The sequence below is a fragment of the Tenacibaculum sp. SM2510 genome, assembly GCF_057002845.1.
Genome location: NZ_CP192703.1, coordinates 1,995,253 through 2,014,811 on the forward strand (window position 1 = coordinate 1,995,253; position 19,559 = coordinate 2,014,811).

Annotated in this window: 14 protein-coding genes; 6 read left to right on the forward strand and 8 right to left on the reverse strand. The window is 31.8% G+C overall.

Annotated elements, in window-relative coordinates:
• The first annotated feature begins 34 nt into the window (after window positions 1–34).
• Together ACQ629_RS08925 and ACQ629_RS08930 are read left to right on the forward strand one after the other, a co-directional pair.
• Window positions 35–2,704: a TonB-dependent receptor gene (locus ACQ629_RS08925; protein WP_483704238.1), complete on the forward strand. Its 2,670-nt coding sequence runs from the start codon at window positions 35–37 to the stop codon at window positions 2,702–2,704.
• A gap of 10 nt (window positions 2,705–2,714) precedes the next feature.
• Window positions 2,715–4,208: an SGNH/GDSL hydrolase family protein gene (locus ACQ629_RS08930; RefSeq protein WP_483704240.1), complete on the forward strand. Its 1,494-nt coding sequence runs from the start codon at window positions 2,715–2,717 to the stop codon at window positions 4,206–4,208.
• 53 nt (window positions 4,209–4,261) lie between these two features.
• Here ACQ629_RS08930 and ACQ629_RS08935 read toward each other — a convergent pair whose 3' ends face one another.
• The 5 genes from ACQ629_RS08935 to ACQ629_RS08955 form a co-directional block, all read right to left on the reverse strand.
• Window positions 4,262–4,498, reverse strand: coding sequence for a hypothetical protein (locus tag ACQ629_RS08935; protein WP_483704242.1), 237 nt, complete (start codon window positions 4,496–4,498; stop codon window positions 4,262–4,264).
• Between the two features lie 85 nt (window positions 4,499–4,583).
• Complete coding sequence (locus ACQ629_RS08940; RefSeq protein WP_483704244.1) at window positions 4,584–6,125, reverse strand: glycine--tRNA ligase; 1,542 nt, start codon at window positions 6,123–6,125, stop codon at window positions 4,584–4,586.
• 103 nt (window positions 6,126–6,228) lie between these two features.
• Window positions 6,229–7,128, reverse strand: coding sequence for a hypothetical protein (locus ACQ629_RS08945; RefSeq protein ID WP_483704246.1), 900 nt, complete (start codon window positions 7,126–7,128; stop codon window positions 6,229–6,231).
• Between the two features lie 31 nt (window positions 7,129–7,159).
• Window positions 7,160–8,062, reverse strand: a complete 903-nt coding sequence (locus ACQ629_RS08950) for a hypothetical protein (protein ID WP_483704248.1) — start codon at window positions 8,060–8,062, stop codon at window positions 7,160–7,162.
• Window positions 8,063–8,068: 6 nt separating this feature from the next.
• Window positions 8,069–8,665: a class I SAM-dependent methyltransferase gene (locus ACQ629_RS08955; RefSeq protein ID WP_483704250.1), complete on the reverse strand. Its 597-nt coding sequence runs from the start codon at window positions 8,663–8,665 to the stop codon at window positions 8,069–8,071.
• 113 nt (window positions 8,666–8,778) lie between these two features.
• Between ACQ629_RS08955 and ACQ629_RS08960 the strand changes: the two genes are divergently transcribed.
• Window positions 8,779–9,411, forward strand: coding sequence for a ComF family protein (locus ACQ629_RS08960; RefSeq protein ID WP_483704252.1), 633 nt, complete (start codon window positions 8,779–8,781; stop codon window positions 9,409–9,411).
• Window positions 9,412–9,464: 53 nt separating this feature from the next.
• Window positions 9,465–11,063: an Ig-like domain-containing domain gene (locus tag ACQ629_RS08965; protein WP_483704254.1), complete on the forward strand. Its 1,599-nt coding sequence runs from the start codon at window positions 9,465–9,467 to the stop codon at window positions 11,061–11,063.
• Window positions 11,064–11,071: 8 nt separating this feature from the next.
• Here ACQ629_RS08965 and ACQ629_RS08970 read toward each other — a convergent pair whose 3' ends face one another.
• Together ACQ629_RS08970 and polA are read right to left on the reverse strand one after the other, a co-directional pair.
• Window positions 11,072–11,461 carry a hypothetical protein gene (locus ACQ629_RS08970; RefSeq protein WP_483704256.1) on the reverse strand — a complete coding sequence of 130 codons (390 nt, stop codon included), beginning with the start codon at window positions 11,459–11,461 and terminating at the stop codon, window positions 11,072–11,074.
• A 12-nt stretch (window positions 11,462–11,473) separates the two neighbouring features.
• Window positions 11,474–14,314 (reverse strand): DNA polymerase I, encoded by a 2,841-nt coding sequence (gene polA / locus ACQ629_RS08975; protein ID WP_483704258.1) that lies wholly within the window; start codon window positions 14,312–14,314, stop codon window positions 11,474–11,476.
• Between the two features lie 173 nt (window positions 14,315–14,487).
• On the opposite strand from polA, the gene ACQ629_RS08980 reads away from it, so the two are divergent.
• On the forward strand, window positions 14,488–15,711 hold the full coding sequence (locus ACQ629_RS08980; RefSeq protein WP_483704260.1) for a metallophosphoesterase: 1,224 nt from the start codon (window positions 14,488–14,490) through the stop codon (window positions 15,709–15,711).
• A gap of 85 nt (window positions 15,712–15,796) precedes the next feature.
• Window positions 15,797–16,090, forward strand: a complete 294-nt coding sequence (locus tag ACQ629_RS08985; RefSeq protein ID WP_483704262.1) for a thioredoxin family protein — start codon at window positions 15,797–15,799, stop codon at window positions 16,088–16,090.
• A 174-nt stretch (window positions 16,091–16,264) separates the two neighbouring features.
• Here the strand turns inward: ACQ629_RS08985 and ACQ629_RS08990 are convergent, their stop codons facing one another.
• Entirely contained in the window at window positions 16,265–19,387 is a 3,123-nt protein-coding gene (locus tag ACQ629_RS08990) for a glycosyltransferase family 117 protein (protein ID WP_483704264.1), read from the reverse strand.
• Between the last annotated feature and the right edge of the window lie 172 nt (window positions 19,388–19,559).

The window sequence follows — 19,559 nt, forward strand, 5'->3', positions numbered from 1 at the left end:
TATTTTCGCTACAGTTAACAAATTATTATACATTATGATGAAAAAACTATTACTTGTTGCATTTGTACTGTTTGGTACAGTGACAATGGTTGCTCAGACTACCATAACTGGTACTGTCAATGACGCATCTCTTGGAGAAGGACTTCCAGGAGCAAACATTAAAGTTTTAAGGAAATCTGTAGGAACATCCACTGATTTTGATGGGAAGTTTACAATGACAGTTTCAGATACACCTCCCTTTACAATAAAGATTTCTTCTATAGGATATCAGCCAAAAAATGTTGAAATAACTAAAAACAACCAAGTTGTTGAAATTAGTTTAACAGAAAATGCTACTTCTTTAGACGAAGTTGTAGTTTCTGCTTCTAGAACTCCAGAACGTATTATGGAATCTCCAGTTACGGTTGAAAGAATGGATGCTAGAGCTATTAGAAACACCTCTTCAGCAACTTTTTATGACGGTTTAGAAAACTTAAAAGGAGTAGATGTTAACTCTGGTAGTTTAACTTTTAAATCGATTAATACACGTGGTTTTGCTACTTTTTCTAATACACGTTTTATGCAGTTAGTTGATGGTATGGACAATGCATCACCTGCATTAAATTTTGCTTTAGGTAATTTGTTAGGAATGTCTGAATTAGATGTGAAAACAGTAGAGTTACTGCCAGGAGCATCTTCTGCATTATATGGTGCAAATGCTTTTAACGGTATTATGTTCATGACAAGTAAAAGCCCTTTTAACGATCAAGGGATTAGTTTTTCTTATAAGCAGGGTCTTACGAGTCAAGAAGCAGCTGGAGATAATAATTTCTATGATACTAACATTCGCATGGCGCATGCTTTTAGTGATAAGTTTGCAGCAAAAGCTACTTTTTCTTATTTAAAAGGAACTGAATGGTACGCTACAGATTATAGAAATACTGATGGTGATGAATATATTGCTGGAGACAGATCTAGACCTGATTATAATGGTGTAAATATATATGGTGATGTTGTTGCTACTAGTTTAGGAGGAACTATCGGTAGAGTTAGTAGAACAGGTTATAGAGATATTGATTTAATGGATAATGAAGCCAAAAGTTTAAAGTTTGGTGGTTCACTTCACTATAGACCTTGGGGTAATGATCGTTTAGAAATTATTTGGAATACTAAATACGGTAATGGTAACACTATTTATCAAGGAGGTCAAAAATATAGCATTAAAAACTTTTTTATGGAACAGCATAAATTAGAATTTAAAGGAAAGAACTTTTTTGTACGTGGTTATATGACGGCTGAAGATGCAGGAGATTCATATAATACATTATTTGCTGCAATTAACGTAAACAGAGCATGGAAGTCAGATCAGGATTGGTTTAGGCAATATGCAGGTGCATTTTTACAAGGTTCGTTAGCAAACTTAACAAGTGAACAAGCACATGCTAATGCAAGAACAGTAGCAGATACTGGTAGATTTGAACCGGGTACTCCTGAGTTTACAAATGCATTTAATAGTGTAACAAATGATCCTAATTTACTTACAGGAGCAAAGTTTAAAGATCAAACAAAATTATACCATGTAGATGGGAATTTAAATTTACAAGATTATATTGATTGGGCAGAAGTACAAGTAGGAGGTTCTTACAGGCAATATGTACTAAACTCATTCGGTAATATTTTTACGGATGCTGATAGTCCTATTGATTATGATGAATTTGGAGTATACACGCAAATTCAAAAGAAGTTTTTAGAAGATGACCGTTTAAAAGTTACAGCATCTGCTCGTTATGATAAAGCAAAAAACTTCGATGGAAATATTTCTCCTAGATTATCTCTTGCATATGCCTTAGGTGAAGATAAAAATCAGAATTTTAGAGCTTCTTTTCAAACAGGTTTTAGAAACCCAACAACACAAGACCAATACATCGGTTTAGATGTTGGTAACGCTATTTTAGTAGGATCTGCACCAGATAACTTAGATAGATATAGCACTACTTTTACTGACCCTAATGATGGAAATACATATACATTAACAGGTAGAGACGCTTATGAAAACTCTTTTACAGTAGCAAGTGGTGGTACAGAAAAAGCTAACGTAGGGTTTGTTCAACCAGAAAAAGTAACTGCTTATGAAGTAGGTTATAGAGGTTTAGTTGGTTCAGAATCATCTAAAATATCTGTAGACTTAAGTGTGTATTATAATGATTACGAGGATTTTATTGCAAACAAAAATGTTATCGTACCATATAATTTAACAGGAGGTTTTAAAGTATTTCAATTATACACAAACTCAGCGGCAGATATTAGTTCATATGGAGCTACAATAGGTTTAGATACAAAGGTTTTTAACAACTTTAATTTAGGGTTAAACTATACGTATGCTAAATTTGATTTTGATCAAGCTTCTGATCCTGACTTTGAAGCAGGATTTAATACGCCAGAACACAAAGTAAAATTACAATTCGGAAACTCAAATTTATTTGAAAACTTTGGATTTAATGTAAATGTTAGATGGCAAGATGAGTACAGATGGGAATCTACTTTTATAGATGGTACATTAGAAGCAAGAACTGTTGTTGATGCTCAAATAAACTATAGAGTTCCTTCTTGGAAGTCTACATTTAAGTTAGGAGGAGCAAATTTAACAGGTAAAGAATACTTAAGTGCGCCAGGTATTGGTGCCGTAGGTTCTCAATATTTTTTATCTTGGTCAATAAACAATTAATATGAAAAACATGAAAAATTATAAATATATAAGTTTATTTGTTTTGTCATTAGGTCTTGTGTCTTGTGATGTAAATAATGAATTAGAAGAAATAGTAGACCCTATTCAACCACAAGTAACATTAACCACAGGAGATTTAGATTTTTCTAAATATATCTCAGTTGGAGCTTCTTTTACAGCAGGTTATACAGACAACGGTCTTTTTATCAAAGGGCAAGAAAACTCATTCCCAAATATTTTAGCTTCTAAATTTGCCATGGCAAATGGAGGTGCTTTTGTTCAGCCTTTAATGAACGATAATTTTGGAGGTTTAGCAATAGGTGGAACAAGAATAGCGGCACCAAGATTAGTTTTTGGAGGAGCAGGACCTGTGCCATTAGAATCTATTATAGGGCCTGTAACCGTTAGTACAGATATAGCTATAAATAACCCAACAGGGCCTTTCAGTAATCTAGGCGTTCCAGGGGCAAAGAGTTTTCATTTAATAGCACCAGGTTATGGTAATATTGCTAATTTTCCAGCAGCGGCAAACCCTTATGCAGTACGTTTAACTGGTGCTACACCAGATAAATCAATTTTAGCATTGGCTGAAGAACAAAATCCAACATTTTTTACCTTATCAGAAATTGGAGGTAACGATGTTTTAGGGTATGCAACATCAGGAGGTGATGGTTCAAATCCAATAACAGACACCCCAACGTTCAATTATGCATTAAATACTTTAGTAGATGGTTTAACCGCAAACGGAGCAAAAGGAGCAATAGCAAACTTGCCAAATATTACAAGTTTGTCTTATTTCACTACTGTTTCACATAATCCTTTACCTTTAGATGCTGCAAACGCAGCAGCATTAAATGCTGGATATGCAACATACAATGCAGGTATAAAAGGAGCTTTTGCTTTTTTGGTAGCTAATACACCAATGACACAAGAAATGGCAGATGCAGAAATTGCAAAAAGAACAATTGTATTTGAAGCAGGAGCAACAAATTCATTAGTTATGATTGATGAGTACTTAACAGATTTAACAGCAATTAACGCTGGTTTAATTAATTTAAGACAAACAACATCAGCTGATTTAATTACATTACCAACTTCTTCTTTAATTCCATTAGGTGCAGGGTCTTCAACGCCTTTATCTGATACTTCTGTATTAACACCAGAAGAGCAGAATGATGTAAAGGTAGCAACAGATTCTTACAATGCTTCTATTGCAGCTGTAGCATCAGCAAAAGGATTGGCACTTGTAGATTTAAATTCGGTTTTAGCTCAGGCAGCTAGTACTGGTATTGCATTTGATGAGTTTACTGCAAATACTAGTTTAGTTACAGGTGGTTTAGTTAGTTTAGACGGTGTGCACTTAACAGCAAGAGGTTATGCCTTAATGGCAAATACTTTCTTAAAAGCAATTGATGTAACCTATGGGTCAAACTTTAGTGTAGCTACAAATGGCTTAGCTAAAGCAAATGACTATAGTGCTATTTACCCAATAAACATTCCATAATTAGATACTTTTTAATAAACTAAAAAGGCTTCATTTTAAATGAAGCCTTTTTTTTATTCGTTACTATTATCAATCCACTCTTTTATTTTTTTATCGTTGATAATGTATTTTTTGTACTTGTTGTCTTTATACCTGTAATAAATAAAAATAGGCATTAATATAAACGACATATACATAACGCCTAGTCCCATTATAATTTGTGCTTTAGGATGTTCTGAGTTTAGTAGATAAGCTCCAACAGCCATCCAACACAAAAAGATAATAAATAATATTCGTATTAAAATTTTCATTATAAATAATTTAATTACTGTAAAAATAAAAATCCTAAACGTATTGTTTAGGATTTTCTTATTGAAATTTTAAAAGAAATAAAGATTACATTTTTTGTAACCAGTTTCTTACATCTACTTCTTTTTTTATAATTGCCGATAATTCAGAAATTTGAACACGTTTTTGCTCCATCGTATCTCTATGGCGAATCGTAACACTATTGTCATTTAACGTATCATGATCAACAGTAATGCAGAATGGTGTACCATTGGCATCTTGACGACGGTAACGGCGTCCTACAGCATCTTTTTCATCATAAGACACATTAAAGTCCCATTTTAAATCCTCCATTATTTTACGTGCAACTTCTGGTAAGCCATCTTTTTTGACTAATGGCAAAATTGCAGCTTTAACAGGCGCTAAAATAGCAGGTAATTTTAATACAGTTCTTGTGGTACCGTTTTCTAATTCTTCCTCTTGTAAAGAGTTTGAGAATACGGCTAAAAACATTCTATCTAATCCTATAGAAGTTTCCACTACGTATGGTGTGTAACTTTTGTTTTCTTCGTGATCGAAATATTGTAATTTTTTTCCAGAATGTTCTTCATGCGCCTTTAAATCGAAATCAGTACGAGAATGAATTCCTTCTAATTCTTTAAAACCGAAAGGGAATTTAAATTCAATATCAGCGGCTGCATCAGCATAATGCGCTAATTTTTCATGGTCATGAAAACGGTAGTTTTCAGCGCCCATACCTAATGATAAGTGCCAATTTAAACGCGTTTCTTTCCATTTTTTATACCATTCTTTTTGAGTTCCTGGTTTTACAAAAAATTGCATTTCCATTTGCTCAAATTCACGCATTCTAAATATAAACTGACGCGCAACAATTTCATTACGAAAAGCTTTACCGGTTTGTGCAATTCCGAAAGGAATTTTCATTCTACCTGTTTTTTGTACGTTTAAGAAGTTCACAAAAATTCCTTGTGCAGTTTCTGGGCGTAAGTATAGATCCATTGCCGTATCAGCAGAGGCTCCTAGTTTTGTGCCAAACATTAAGTTAAACTGCTTAACTTCTGTCCAGTTTTTAGAACCAGTTAGTGGATCAGCAATTTCTAATTCTTCAATTAATAACTTCACATCGGCTAAATCTTCTTTTTCTAAAGAAGCTCCCAAACGAGATAAGATAGTATTTATTTTTTCTTGATACCCTAAAACACGGCCATTGGTAGCGGTAAATTCTTCTTTGTTAAAGGCATCGCCAAAACGTTTGGCAGCTTTTTTAACTTCCTTTTCAATTTTACCTTCAATTTTAAGGCAATAGTCTTCTACTAAAACATCGGCTCTATATCTTTTTTTAGAATCCTTATTATCAATTAAAGGATCATTAAAAGCATCTACGTGACCTGAAGCTTTCCAAGTGGTTGGATGCATTAAGATAGACGCATCAATACCAACAATGTTTTCATGCATTTGTACCATTGCTTTCCACCAATAATCTCTAATATTTTTCTTTAACTCTACTCCGTTTTGAGCATAGTCATAAACCGCACTTAATCCGTCATAAATTTCAGATGATTGAAATACATAACCGTATTCTTTTGCGTGCGATAATACTTTTTTAAATTGATCTTCTTGTTTTGCCATAGTGCAAAAATAAAATAAGGATTTTAACTAATACTATATCTAAAAGAAAAAAGTGAAGAATTTTTATAATTCTTCACTTTTTGGTAATAGGTTGTAAATGTATTTATTTTAACTTCACCGTTGTTGCTCCAGAGTAAACACCATCTACAAAGGCGCTTATGGTGTATTTACCAGTATTTAAATCATTTCTGTCTACTAAAACCAAAGAAACAAGGCTTAAACGATCGTTATTGTAGTTAATTTCTAAAGAGTCGGTGTACTGAATTTTACCACCATCTTTTAATTTTGTAATACCTTTAGGAGAAATAACGTTTTTACTTTCATCTGTAATTTGAATGTAAACAGATTTTTCACCAGCATCGGTAACTAAATTCTCTAATAAATCGAAGTTTATTCTAAATGCGTCTGTTCTATTTGATCTTGAAGTTGAAGTTAATTTTCCACTACTACGTTCTTTCATTGCAACGACTCTAACAGGACTTGTTTTGATAACGCCTCCTATAGCAATTTTATTTTCAAGAACTTTTTTGTTTTCCTCTAATTCTTTATTTTTTACACTTAAAGTAGTGTTAATTGTTTCTTTTTGTAGTAAAATCTCATTAGTAATTATGTTTTCCTGCTCCAATACCTGATTAGCAGTGTTAAGAGAATCTACTCTAATAAATAATTTTCTGTTTTCACGCTCTAAACTGGTTATTTTTCTTCGGTATTTTCTAATTAAATTATAGTTTCCAGCAGGAAGTTTTCTAATAGAGTCACGAAGGTTGTTCATTTTAACAAGTTCGATTCTTAATCTTTTAGAAATACGTTTTTTTCGAACAACAACATCAGTATAGTCTTTTATAATTTCGTCTAATTCTTTTTCTAAATCAGCTTTTTCTTCTTGAAATACTTTTTGAAGATTGTTGTATTGACTCGATTTTTGAAAAGAATAAATGGTTAAAAATAATGTTAAGATTAAAAGGGCAATAATAAGTGAACTTTTTCTTTTTTGAGGGGTCATAATTGGGGGGTTATATTAAATGATTACTTTTTTATCGAAGCTTTATAGATGCATCTCCGGAAAAAATACCGTCGACGAAAATATTTATTTTATACGAGCCTTTGTTTATAGTTTGACGATTTACATTAATGAATAAATTTACTGATAACTGTTTGTTATAGTATTTCGTAGTAAATATATCATTACAAAGTATTTTTGTGTTATTTTTTAGTTTTATTTCTTTTGCCGGCGCAATAACTGTATCATTATTAACTATTTGTATATATATAGGTTTAGTACCTGAGCTTGTAATATTATTTTCTAGTAGGTTAAACTTTATTTTAAAAGCATCTGTTTTATTTGATCTAGAGGTTGAAGCGTGCTTACCATTGCTTTTTTTTCTTACTGCTTCTACTTTTATAGAAGAAATTTCAATCAATTCAGCAACTTCAATTTTTTCCTTTAATTTTTTCTTCTCTATATCTAGTAACTTATTTATGTCTTTTAACCTCGTGTATAAATCTTCTTTTTGAATTAAAATATCTTTTACACTGTCACTTTTTGTTAATAGTTGGTCGTTTATTGTATTAAGAGAGTCTATATGTGCAAAAAGAACTTCATTTTGTTTTGCTAAACCAGAAATACGCTTTCTGTAAAGGCTAAATAAGCTGTAATCAGTTGTTTTTAAGTTTTTAATAGTATCTTTAAGCTTGATTATTTTATAAAGCTTATCTCTTAAATCTAAAGAAACATCATTTTTTTGATATATAGCTTCTTCATAATTTTTAATAACACCATTTAATTCAGCTTCTAGTTCTTTCTTTTCTAATTTAAAAACTTTTTTTAGTTCAGCGTACTCGCTAGCATTTTGATAAGATAATATACCAACAGCTATTACTAATAAAAGTAAAAAAAAAATGAAGCCATTATCCTTTATTTTTGAACTAATAATCATTTAGGTTCATGACGAACAATTTGTTGTGTCCGCGGCTAATATACTATTTTTTATACAGTTATAAATAAATGCTGGTGGAAAATTAAGTGGTTCAAAGCTTAATTGAATATTATTTCCAAAAACATCTTTTAATTTCTTGTAATAGGTAAGGCTGTATTGGTACTGAATGAATACACCTTTATTATTTAAAAGCTCATAGCTTTCTTTTAAGATGCTGTTAGATAGTTTTTTAGGTATAATTGTTAAAGGTAGGCTAGAAATAATGTAGTCTATTTGAGTGAAACCAAGTTTTTTAATTTCTTCACGCATGTTTTCGGCAGAAGCCTTTATAACGATTAGTTGTGGGTGGTTAATTTTTTTTAATTCTGTATAAAAAGCCTCATTAATTTCAAAACAAATTAAAATTGTATTTAATTTAATTTTTTTTAAAATCGTATGAGTTATTACTCCGTTACCAGGGCCTAATTCGATAATAACTTTAGCTGTAGAGAAATTAATTTCTCTTAGCATTTTTTTAGCTAGATATTTAGAGCTAGGAGTAACGGTACCAGATGTTTTGTAGTTTTTAACAGCTTCTTTGAAAAAATTAAATTTTTTACCCAAAATAATATTTTATGATGTTTTTTGTATATTTCTACTAAAAATTGCTTGTAAAGATGCAATATTTAAAAGATATATTCTACTTATTTTATCCTAATTTATGTGTTAATTGCACTGTGAGTCTATTACAGAGCGAACAATATTTATGTATTACTTGTAGTAATGAGTTACCCGTTATAGACGACAACCAGCATGTAAATGTTACATTGTTAGCTGCTTTTTATGGTAAAGTACTAGTTAACAAAGTGCGTTGTTTTATGTATTATCAAAAACATGGAGTTGCACAAAGAATAATTCACGAATTAAAATATAAAAATCAACCAGAAATAGGAGTGTTTATTGCTAGTTGGTTTGGTAATCAATTAAAAGAATCGGGTGTTTTTAAAGATGTTGATTATATAATTCCAGTACCATTGCATAAAAATAAACTAAAAAAAAGAGGGTATAATCAACTTACGAAATTCGGAGAAACGTTAAGTGCTATTTTAAATATTGAATACAAAACAGGAGTTTTAATTAAATCATCTATCGCAAAAACACAAACTTTTAAACATCGTTTTGAGCGGTTTTCAGATACTAAAACTAAGTTTAAATTAACAGATTACAAAGTTTTTGAAAACAAACATGTTCTTTTAATAGATGATGTAATAACTACAGGTGCAACTTTAGTGGCTTGTAGTAAGGAGCTATTAAAAACGGCTAATATTACTATAAGTATAGCAGCTATAGCGTATGCTAAAAAAGGATGATTTTTGTTGCTGTTATTTTAGTACTTTTGATGTTGGAATTTAACAATCAATTTGTGAGAAATAAGTTATTATTTTTAGTCGTTTTAGCATCAATAATCATATTAAGTTGTGCGCGAAAAGGAAGGCCTGAAGGTGGCCCAAAAGATGAAGATGCGCCAATTATGATGACTGCGAATCCGCCATATGAAACGATTAATTTTGATAAAAAAAATATTAAAATTGAGTTTGACGAATATATTGTTTTAAAAGATTTAACGAAGCAGTTGGTGGTTTCTCCTCCTTTAAAATATCCACCGATCATTACACCGCAAGGAACTCCAAGTAAGTCTATCAGTATTGAAATTTTAGATACTTTAAGAACAAACACAACCTATACTTTTAATTTCGGAAATGCTATTCAAGACAATAACGAAAACAATAAGTTAGAAAGTTTTAAATATGTGTTTTCTACAGGGAATTATATAGATTCTTTAAAAATTAATGGAGCAGTTGCGGGCTCGTTTAAGAAAGAGAAATTAAAAAACATATCGGTTTTATTATATCGATTAGATAGTACTTTCAACGATTCAATTATTTACAAGGAAAAACCAAATTACGTTACTAGCACGTTAGATTCTACCAATTTTGAATTCACCAATTTGCGTGACGGAAAGTATTTGTTGTTAGCGTTAAAAGAAGCATCAAACGATTATCTTTTTAATAGCAAAACAGATGAAATAGGCTTTTATACAGATACTATTTCTTTGCCAAAAGATACGTTGATTACGAAACCAATTCGTCTTTTTAAAGAGTTACAACCGTATAAATTTAAACGAGGAAAAGAAGTTGTAAAAGGTAAAATACAATTTGGTTATGAAGGGGAAAGAGAAGAGGTGAAAATTGATTTACTGTCTGCAGTTCCAGAAACATTTAAGTCGTTTTCTGAGTTCGAAAAAGATAAAGACACGCTTAATTATTGGTTTACACCTATAGCACAAGACTCTTTAAACTTTATAGTTAGTAATAAAAATTTTATAGATACTGTTACTGTTCGTTTACGCAAAAACAAGATAGATTCTTTAAGTGTATCATCAACCGTAGGTATAAATTTACATTTAAATGATACCATATTTTTAAACACTAATAATCCTATCGTTGTAATAGATAAATCTAAATTTTCATTAGTCGATAAAGATACAGTGAATGTTGATTTTGAAGTAAAAAAGCAAACGATAAATAAGTTGGCTGTTTTGTTTGAGAAAACTCCTAAAATGAATTATAAGTTTGCTGTTTTACCGAAAGGAATTATCGATTTGTATGAAACAACAAACGACACATTAAAGTATCAATTTAAAACACTTACTGTTGAAGATTATGGAAGCATAATTTTAGAGGTGAAAAAAGAAACAATGCATCCAGTTATAATTCAACTTTTAAATAATAAAAAGGTTGTAAAAACAAGATATATTTCATCTTCTCAGAAAGTCGAATTCAACTTACTAGAGCCAAAAGAATATACAGTTAGAGCAATTGTTGATGAGAACAATAACCGTGTTTGGGACACCGGTAATTTCTTATCAAGAAAGCAACCCGAACAAGTAATTTATTACCCCGTAACCTTGCCGTTAAGAGCCAATTGGATTTTGCCTGTAGTTTTTGAAATTAAAAAATAGTTAAATAATTATTCATCATACCTAGTTGCACTAGGGCAGAATAATAATTCGGTAGGGTTGTCAATATCATATAAATATTGATAACTCCTTGAATCTTTATTACAATAAGGCTCTATCAGTTTTAGCATCGTGTTAAATCCGTTTAAAGTTAATACACAAAAAAAAGTTTCACTGTCTTTCGTAAGTATTCCTTCATCAGATTTAAATAAACCAAAAATTAAATTACAATTACGTGGTTCAATAAAATCAACCTCTGCTAAATTTAATTTTTGTCTTTTTTCAATAACTGTTTCCTTAATTAAATCCCTTAATTTAATCGCCTCGGTTTTGTCGAAATTGTATAAACGAACAACATGTTCATCAAAACCATTTACATTTTCTATATAATCTAACTCCATCTTCTTTCTTAATTAATGTGCTTGTAACCAATTTTCTCCTTCACCAATTTCAACATCTAAAGGAACAGCCATTTTAAAAGCATTTTCCATTTCTTCTTTAATAATTGGCTTAATAATTTCTAACTCGTCCTTATGCGCATCAAAAACTAATTCATCATGCACTTGTAATAGCATCTTCGATTTAAAATTTTCTTTTTCAAATCGATTATAAATATTAATCATCGCTAATTTAATAATATCGGCAGCACTTCCTTGTATAGGCGCGTTTACTGCGTTACGTTCTGCAGCACCACGAACAATGGCATTCTGAGAATTGATGTTTTTTAAATACCTACGACGATTTAAAACGGTTTCTACATAGCCATTTTCACGAGCAAAATCTACTTGTTCTGCCATGTAATTTCGCAGTTTTGGATACGTTTCATAATACGTATCAATCAACGCTTTTGCTTCTTTACGAGATAAATCGGTTTGATTGCTTAGTCCGAAGGCAGAAACACCATATACAATTCCGAAATTTACCGTTTTTGCATTACTACGTTGCTCACGAGTAACTTCACTTAACGGAACGTTAAAAACTTTTGCTGCAGTAGAAGCGTGAATATCTTCGCCATTTTTAAAGGCTTCAATCATGGTTTCTTCTTCACTTAAAGCGGCAATAATTCGCAATTCAATTTGAGAGTAATCCGCAGCAACTAATACATAGTTCTCATCTCTCGGAATAAAAGCTTTACGAACCTCTTGTCCGCGTTTTGTACGAATAGGAATGTTCTGTAAATTAGGGTTGTTAGAACTCAATCTTCCTGTTGCGGCAACTGCTTGCGCATACGAAGTATGAATACGACCGGTTTTGGTATTTATCTCATTTGGTAAAGCATCTACATAAGTGCTTTGTAATTTTTTATATTGACGATATTCTTGAATATCTCTAATAATTTGATGCTCTTTTGCTAAGAAAGATAGCACATCTTCGGCAGTAGAATATTGCCCTGTTTTTGTCTTCTTAGGCTTTTCTACCAGCTGCATATTTTCAAACAATACAATACCTAATTGTTTTGGTGAAGCAATATTAAACTCTTCGCCGGCTTGCTCGTAAATATTTTTTTCTAAACGCTCAATATCGTTCGCTAAATCAACAGAAAGCTCTTTTAAAAAGGGAACATTTAAGTTGATTCCCTCTATTTCCATAGCTGTTAAAACTGAAACTAACGGAGTCTCAATTGTGTTAAATAGTTTGGTAACATTTCCGCTTTCTAATTCTTTGGTAAAATGTTCTTTTAACTGCAAAGTAATATCGGCATCTTCAACGGCATATTCGGTTTGTTTAGCAATATCAACAGTTCGCATAGAAAGTTGATTTTTCCCTTTTTTACCAATCAATTCTGTAATAGGAACTGGCTGATAATTTAAATAGGTTTCTGCTAAAATATCCATTCCGTGTCGCATATCAGGGTTTATCAGATAATGCGCAATCATGGTATCAAATAATTTACCTTTTACAGGAATATTGTAGTTTGATAAAACTTTGATATCATATTTTAAATTATGACCAATTTTTTCAATTGTTGATGTTTCAAAAAACGGACGAAATTCTTCTAAAATTGCGGTTGTTTCTTCTTGATCTTCCGGAAAAGAAACATAATATCCTTTGCCAATTTCCCAAGAAAAAGAAATACCGATTAATTCAACTTCTAGCGCTTTTAAGCCTGTAGTTTCTGTGTCAAAACAAACAGACTCTTGTTGCATTAACTTGTTTAATAATAGCTTTCTTGATAAAGGAGAATTTACATGCTGATAAAGATGCTTGGTATTATTGATGTTTCTGTAACCAGAAGCAATTTCAACTTCGGTAATAGTTCCGGCACCCGGAGCAGCAAATAAATCGAATTGCCCAGCAGTACTTTTTTCAGCTATTTTTTTCGGTTTGGCAGCTGTTTTTTCTTCTTTTTTTACTTCGGATGTATTTTCAGTAACCCCAAAAGCTTTTAAGAAATTGTCAGTTAAACGACGGAACTCTAAATTGGTAAAAATTTCTTTAGTTGCTTCAATATTTGGTTGGCACATTTCAAAATCTTCCTGATGAAACTCAACAGGAACATCTAACATTATCGTTGCCAATTCTTTTGATAAAAGCCCTAATTCTTTATTAGCTTCTATCTTTTCTTTCATTTTTCCTTTTAAATCTGCTGTGTTTGCAAGCAGATTTTCCATAGAGCCATATTGTGCTAAGAATTTTTTGGCAGTTTTTTCACCAACACCAGGTAATCCGGGAATATTATCAACAGAATCGCCCATCATTCCTAAGAAATCAATCACTTGTTCGGGTCTTTCTACACCAAATTTTTCTTGTACTTCAGGGACTCCCCAAGTTTCATATCCACCACCAAAACGAGGTCGATACATAAAAATATTTTCAGAAACTAATTGTGCAAAATCCTTATCAGGCGTTACCATATAGGTTTTATAACCTTCTTTTTCTGCTTTTTTAGCCAGCGTTCCAATAATATCATCGGCTTCATATCCTGTTTTTATAATAGCAGGAATATTCATTGCTTTTAAAATTTCTTCAATATACGGAACGGCAATTTTTATCGCCTCAGGTGTTTCTTGTCTGTTCGCTTTATATTCAGGAAAAGCATCAACTCTGGCAACCGATCCACCACGATCAAAGCATACTGCTAAATGATCTGGGCGCTCCCGTTTTATAACATCTAACAACGAATTTGTAAAACCCAAAATTGCAGAAACGTCCATTCCTTTCGAGTTAATTCGTGGGTTTTTTATAAAAGCGTAATATCCTCTAAATATTAATGCGAAAGCATCTAGTAAAAAAAGTCGTTTTTGATCTGCCATTTTTATGTGTTAAAACTTTATAAATTAATCAATTATAAAGCGATTTTTAATGAAGTTAATCGATAAAATTACGGGAATTAACTTCGCATGTAAAGCTACGAAACTTTAACAAGATGTTAAAAATCATTTTTTAATAATCAACCTATCTTTGTTCGACTTTTAAAAACATATATATGTCTCGTTGGTTGGTGTCAATTATAATTATTTCATTGCTTATTATTGCGTTTGAAGCATATGCTTTTCAGGCAATTAAGACCATTACTAAGAATAAGTTTATCCGTTATGGTTGGCTGTTTTTTGGTTCGTTGGCATACATTAACTTTTTTTATGTAGTGCTTTCATCGGATAGAAGCTCTGGGCAAACTCCGCAATTTCAATGGGCGGTAGGAGCGCTGTTGGTTGTGTTACTGCCTAAGTTATTTATTTTAATATTTATGATTGGTGAAGATGTAGTGCGATTGATAGGAAAAGGAATTTCTTTTTTATCATCAGCCGAAACAAAGCCTTTAGCGGGTAGAAGGGCTTTTGTAGCTAAATTGGCTTTGGGTATTGCTGCAATTCCGTTTGCAAGCATATTGTATGGTATTTTTAGAGGTAAGTATAATTATAAAGTGATAAAATATCAACTGTCATTTAAAGATTTACCAGAAGCTTTTGACGGATTTACAATTACACATATAACAGATATACATTCGGGTAGTTTTACGAATAAAGAAAAAATATCTTACGGTGTTGATTTGATAAACGAGCAAAAATCGGATATGATTTTATTTACAGGAGACCTTGTAAATAACTTTGCTCATGAGATGGATGAATGGATTGATGTTTTTAAGAAAATAGATGCGCCCATAGGTAAATATGCTGTTTTAGGAAATCATGATTATGGAGATTATTCTAAATGGAAAACAGAGGAAGATAAAGCTGCGAATTTTAAGGCGATAAAGGAATTGCACCCGAAAATTGGCTTTGATTTATTATTGAATGAAAATAAATATATAGAAAAAGACGGGCAAAAAATAGCCTTGGTTGGTGTAGAGAATTGGGGGAAAGGTTTCAATCAAGCTGGTGATCTTAAAAAAGCATCCGAAGGAATAAAAAAAGATGATTTTAAAATATTGATGAGTCATGATCCAAGCCATTGGGAATATAAAATAAAGAAAGATGATTTTAATTATCAGTTAACTCTAAGTGGTCATACCCATGGTTTGCAGTTTGGAATTGAAATACCTGGGTGGATTAAATGGAGTCCGTCGCAATATGTTTACAAACAATGGGCTGGTTTATATAATGAGTTTGGGCGCTATATTAACGTGAACAGAGGTTTTGGTTACCATGCTTTTCCTGGTAGAGTTGGTATTTGGCCAGAAATTACTGTAATTGAATTGAAAAAAGGTTGATTTTCAGGGTTTTTAACAAATGTTAATATCTAATCAGAAAAAAAACAGTAATTTTGATCGATATTACATATAAAAATTATATAGGATGACAAAGTTTGGTGAAATTATAAGTATAAATAAGCCAGTTTTAATTGATTTTTACACTGATTGGAGTGAGTTAGAACCTAGTTTAGATACGCTTCGTGATGTTGCTGCTGCTTTAGGTGATAAAGCAAAAGTAATAAAGATTGATATAAGACAGAACGAAATTTTAGCAGAAGCTTTGCGCGTTAAAGGAAATCCTACTTTTATGATTTATAAACAAGGAGAGATGAAATGGCGCCAAACAGGAGAGCAAGATGCTAATACTTTAATCGGTTTAGTACAACAGTACATTTAAGCTATTCGTTTAAACTTAGTATATTCTTTAAAAGAATAACTTTTTTTAATTATCGTGGGAACGATATGGTTTTTATTGCCATAACCTTATTAGAAATACATTTTACATATTTATAAAAAAATCAGCGCGACTAAATTTAGTCGCGCTGATTTTTTTATAAAGTATACCTTGCGATTAAGGCTTAATAGTGTCTAGTTCTTGCGGAAATTGTTCTTGCTCCTCTTCGTCGGACATTAAGTGTTTAAATAAACGCGCATGATTTAAATATCCTTCAAAAGCTTTTTTACCATAGTCCATATCTTTATCATACCTTGTAACTTGTTGAATGATATTTTGATACATGTATAAGTTCGTTTCTAGATTATCAAGAATTAAATCAACATCACTATCTTTAAAAGTGCTGTAATATTTTAATTTTTGTTGAAAAACATTTATTAATGTTTCTGCAGTTTCACGTGCTTTGTCTTTATCTCCTATGCGATAGTATAATTCAGGATATCCTAAAGAAATACTATAATGCCCAAAATCGTTGATTGGCATTTTGTATAATGATAAATCTAATACATCTTTTGCGTTAACAGAATCACCTTCTTTTAAGAACTCTTCAGATAAACGCATTAGGTTGTTACGAATAGATATTGCGTTACGTTTGCTTTGTTCATCTAAATAAATTTCACCGTTGTTTATGGTTTTCCAGTCCCATTTTTTAACGTTTTCGTACATTTTTTTAGGATCGATACGTCCCATATCAAATATAGATTTCCCTCTGTTAGATGTTTTAATCGGTACTAATTTGTACGACATTCCATCTAGTTGTAAATAATCTTTCAACCAAATATATTCTTCATCAGCATTGGCACCACCAGTAAAATAAATTGGGCGTTTCCAATCGAAATTATTTAAAATATCGAGCATTAAGATTCGGTTTTTCGTTAAGCCTTGCTCATCAACAGTAATATCTATGTAGTCTAAAATTTTATCAGCATCTTTTTGTGCTACCAATCCGGTTTTTAAAACATTTTCTTTGTTTACAGGAATTCTAATTCTGTTTGTTGGATAAAATTTCTCTCTTACATCAATTTCTTCATCAATATAATAAGTGGCGTCGTTATCACTTTCAATCCAACGCATAAAATTATTAATAGAAATAATAGAATCTTTAAATCTTGGATGCGCAATATGATAAGCGATGTCTAAAGTTCCGTATTTATATTGATCGTGTGTTAACTGCGATGGAATAGGATCTGCCTCATAGGTTTTCTTTTTCATCTGGTCGATATACCAAGCAGTTTGAAAAAGACTGGTATTTACAATCTTAATATCTTGTCGTACACCTTCTACCTGTTGCATATACCAAAGCGGAAAAGTATCATTATCTCCAATGGTAAAAATTATAGCATTTGGGTCGCAACTTTCTAAATACGTTTGTGCGTTTAGTTGAGATACATAACGATCACCTCTATCATGATCATCCCAATTCTGAACTCCCATTAAAACAGGTACAGCTAATAGTGAAATGGCAGAAACGGCAATGGCAACAGTTCTTTTGTTCGCATAGCTTTTAAGGTAATCATACAATGCGAATACTCCGAAACCTATCCAAATAGCAAATACATAAAACGAACCTACTACGGCATAATCACGTTCTCGGGGCTCAAAAGGTTTTGGGTTGGTGTAAAATATAATAGCAAAACCAGTAAAAGCAAAGAATAGGGCAAGGGTGTATAAATTCTTTTTATCTTTTTTAGATTGATAAAACAATCCGATTAATCCTAAAATTAAAGGTAAGAAGAAGTATTTGTTGCGTCCTTTGTTGTTTTTAATGTCATCGGGTAGGTTTTGTTGCGATCCTAAGCGCATTTCGTCAATAAAATCGATTCCGCTTAACCAATTACCATTTTCAATATCTAAATGTCCTTGTGCATCGTTTTGTCGCCCTACAAAGTTCCACATAAAGTAACGCCCGTACATGTATCCGAATTGATAATCAATCATGAATTTCATGTTTTCTACAAACGTAGGTCGCCTTTTACTTCGCGCAGGAATTCCGGCAATTCTTTTGTATTCTTTTTCTGAAGCAGGGTTTACCATACGAGGTATAAAGCCCTTGTGTTTACTAGAGTAATTTGGTAATACGTTCTTGTACTTATTTACGATAACATATTTTCCGTCTTTCTTTTCGTATTTAGGTTTGTCATCTTTATACGGTTGATCTGCGTCTTGTGTTCTGTCGTAAGAAACAGAATAATATTTGTCATAAAAAACATTAGCATCACCATATTGTTCACGGTTGTAATAGGCTAATAGTTCTCGTGCACTTGACGGATTATTTTCATTAATAACAGTATCGGCATTTGCACGAATTGGTAGCATTAACCAAGACGAAAAACCAATCATAATAAATAGTACAGACAGCACTAAAGTGTTTGCCATTACTAAGTTTTTTGTGCGCGTATATTTTAATCCGAAGAAAAACAAGGCAATTAAAACAATACCAGCAACAATGGTACCTGTGTTATATGGTAACCCTATTTGATTGATGAAAAATAATTCAGAAACACTAAAGAATTTAAGTGTAAATGGAAATAAAAATTTAAAAACAAAAGCTAAAACAAGTATTGAAATAAGTGTTGCGATTGCAGTTGTTTTTATATTTATGTCTTTGTAGGTTTTAAAGAAATATAATAAAACAATAGATGGAATTACTAAAAGTGATAAAATATGCACTCCGAATGAAAGCCCTACCACAAAACTAATTACTACTAACCATTTGTTTCCCCTAGGCGTGTTGATTTCACTTTCCCATCTTAATCCTAGCCAAAATAATAAGGCCATTAAAAAAGATGACATCGCATACACTTCACCTTCTACTGCGCTAAACCAAAAACTATCAGAAAAGGTATAGGCTAAAGCACCAACTAATCCGCTTCCTAAAACGGCAATAGCTTCGCTTTTACTGAACTTACCATTTTTAATAGCCATTTTCTTAGCTAAGTTGGTAATTGTCCAAAACATAAATAAAATTGTAAATGCACTGGCTAAGCCAGACATGAAGTTAACCATTTTTGCCCACTGACCTGGGTCGTTGCTAAACATAGCAAAGAAAGCGCCTAGCATTTGAAATAACGGTGCTCCTGGTGGGTGCCCAACTTCTAGTTTTACTGCGGTAGAAATGTATTCTCCACAATCCCAAGAACTAACTGTAGGTTCTAGGGTTAGTGTATATGTGATTAGTGCCACGGCAAATGAAAACCATCCTAAAAGGACATTCCATTTTTTGTAGTTAAATTCGTTCATAGTTTTTTGTATAATAAAGTACGAAAGTATTAATAACTGTTGGTTTTTTACTGAAAACAAAAATATAATTTTGAGGCAGTTAACGAATCAAAAGTCTATATAAAATTGTGTTAAATGAAAAAAAGCAGAAAAAATTTGCCGAAATAAAACTTTGTATTATATTTGCACCCGC

Excerpts from the sequence above, each read along its gene's own strand:
- ACQ629_RS08980 (WP_483704260.1), top strand. The coding sequence starts at position 14,488 with ATGTCTCGTTGGTTGGTGTCAATTATAATTATTTCATTGCTTATTATT.
- ACQ629_RS08970 (WP_483704256.1), bottom strand. The coding sequence starts at position 11,461 with ATGGAGTTAGATTATATAGAAAATGTAAATGGTTTTGATGAACATGTT.
- ACQ629_RS08990 (WP_483704264.1), bottom strand. The coding sequence starts at position 19,387 with ATGAACGAATTTAACTACAAAAAATGGAATGTCCTTTTAGGATGGTTT.
- ACQ629_RS08940 (WP_483704244.1), bottom strand. The coding sequence starts at position 6,125 with ATGGCAAAACAAGAAGATCAATTTAAAAAAGTATTATCGCACGCAAAA.
- ACQ629_RS08935 (WP_483704242.1), bottom strand. The coding sequence starts at position 4,498 with ATGAAAATTTTAATACGAATATTATTTATTATCTTTTTGTGTTGGATG.
- ACQ629_RS08925 (WP_483704238.1), top strand. The coding sequence starts at position 35 with ATGATGAAAAAACTATTACTTGTTGCATTTGTACTGTTTGGTACAGTG.
- ACQ629_RS08945 (WP_483704246.1), bottom strand. The coding sequence starts at position 7,128 with ATGACCCCTCAAAAAAGAAAAAGTTCACTTATTATTGCCCTTTTAATC.
- ACQ629_RS08985 (WP_483704262.1), top strand. The coding sequence starts at position 15,797 with ATGACAAAGTTTGGTGAAATTATAAGTATAAATAAGCCAGTTTTAATT.
- ACQ629_RS08930 (WP_483704240.1), top strand. The coding sequence starts at position 2,715 with ATGAAAAATTATAAATATATAAGTTTATTTGTTTTGTCATTAGGTCTT.
- polA (WP_483704258.1), bottom strand. The coding sequence starts at position 14,314 with ATGGCAGATCAAAAACGACTTTTTTTACTAGATGCTTTCGCATTAATA.
- ACQ629_RS08950 (WP_483704248.1), bottom strand. The coding sequence starts at position 8,062 with ATGATTATTAGTTCAAAAATAAAGGATAATGGCTTCATTTTTTTTTTA.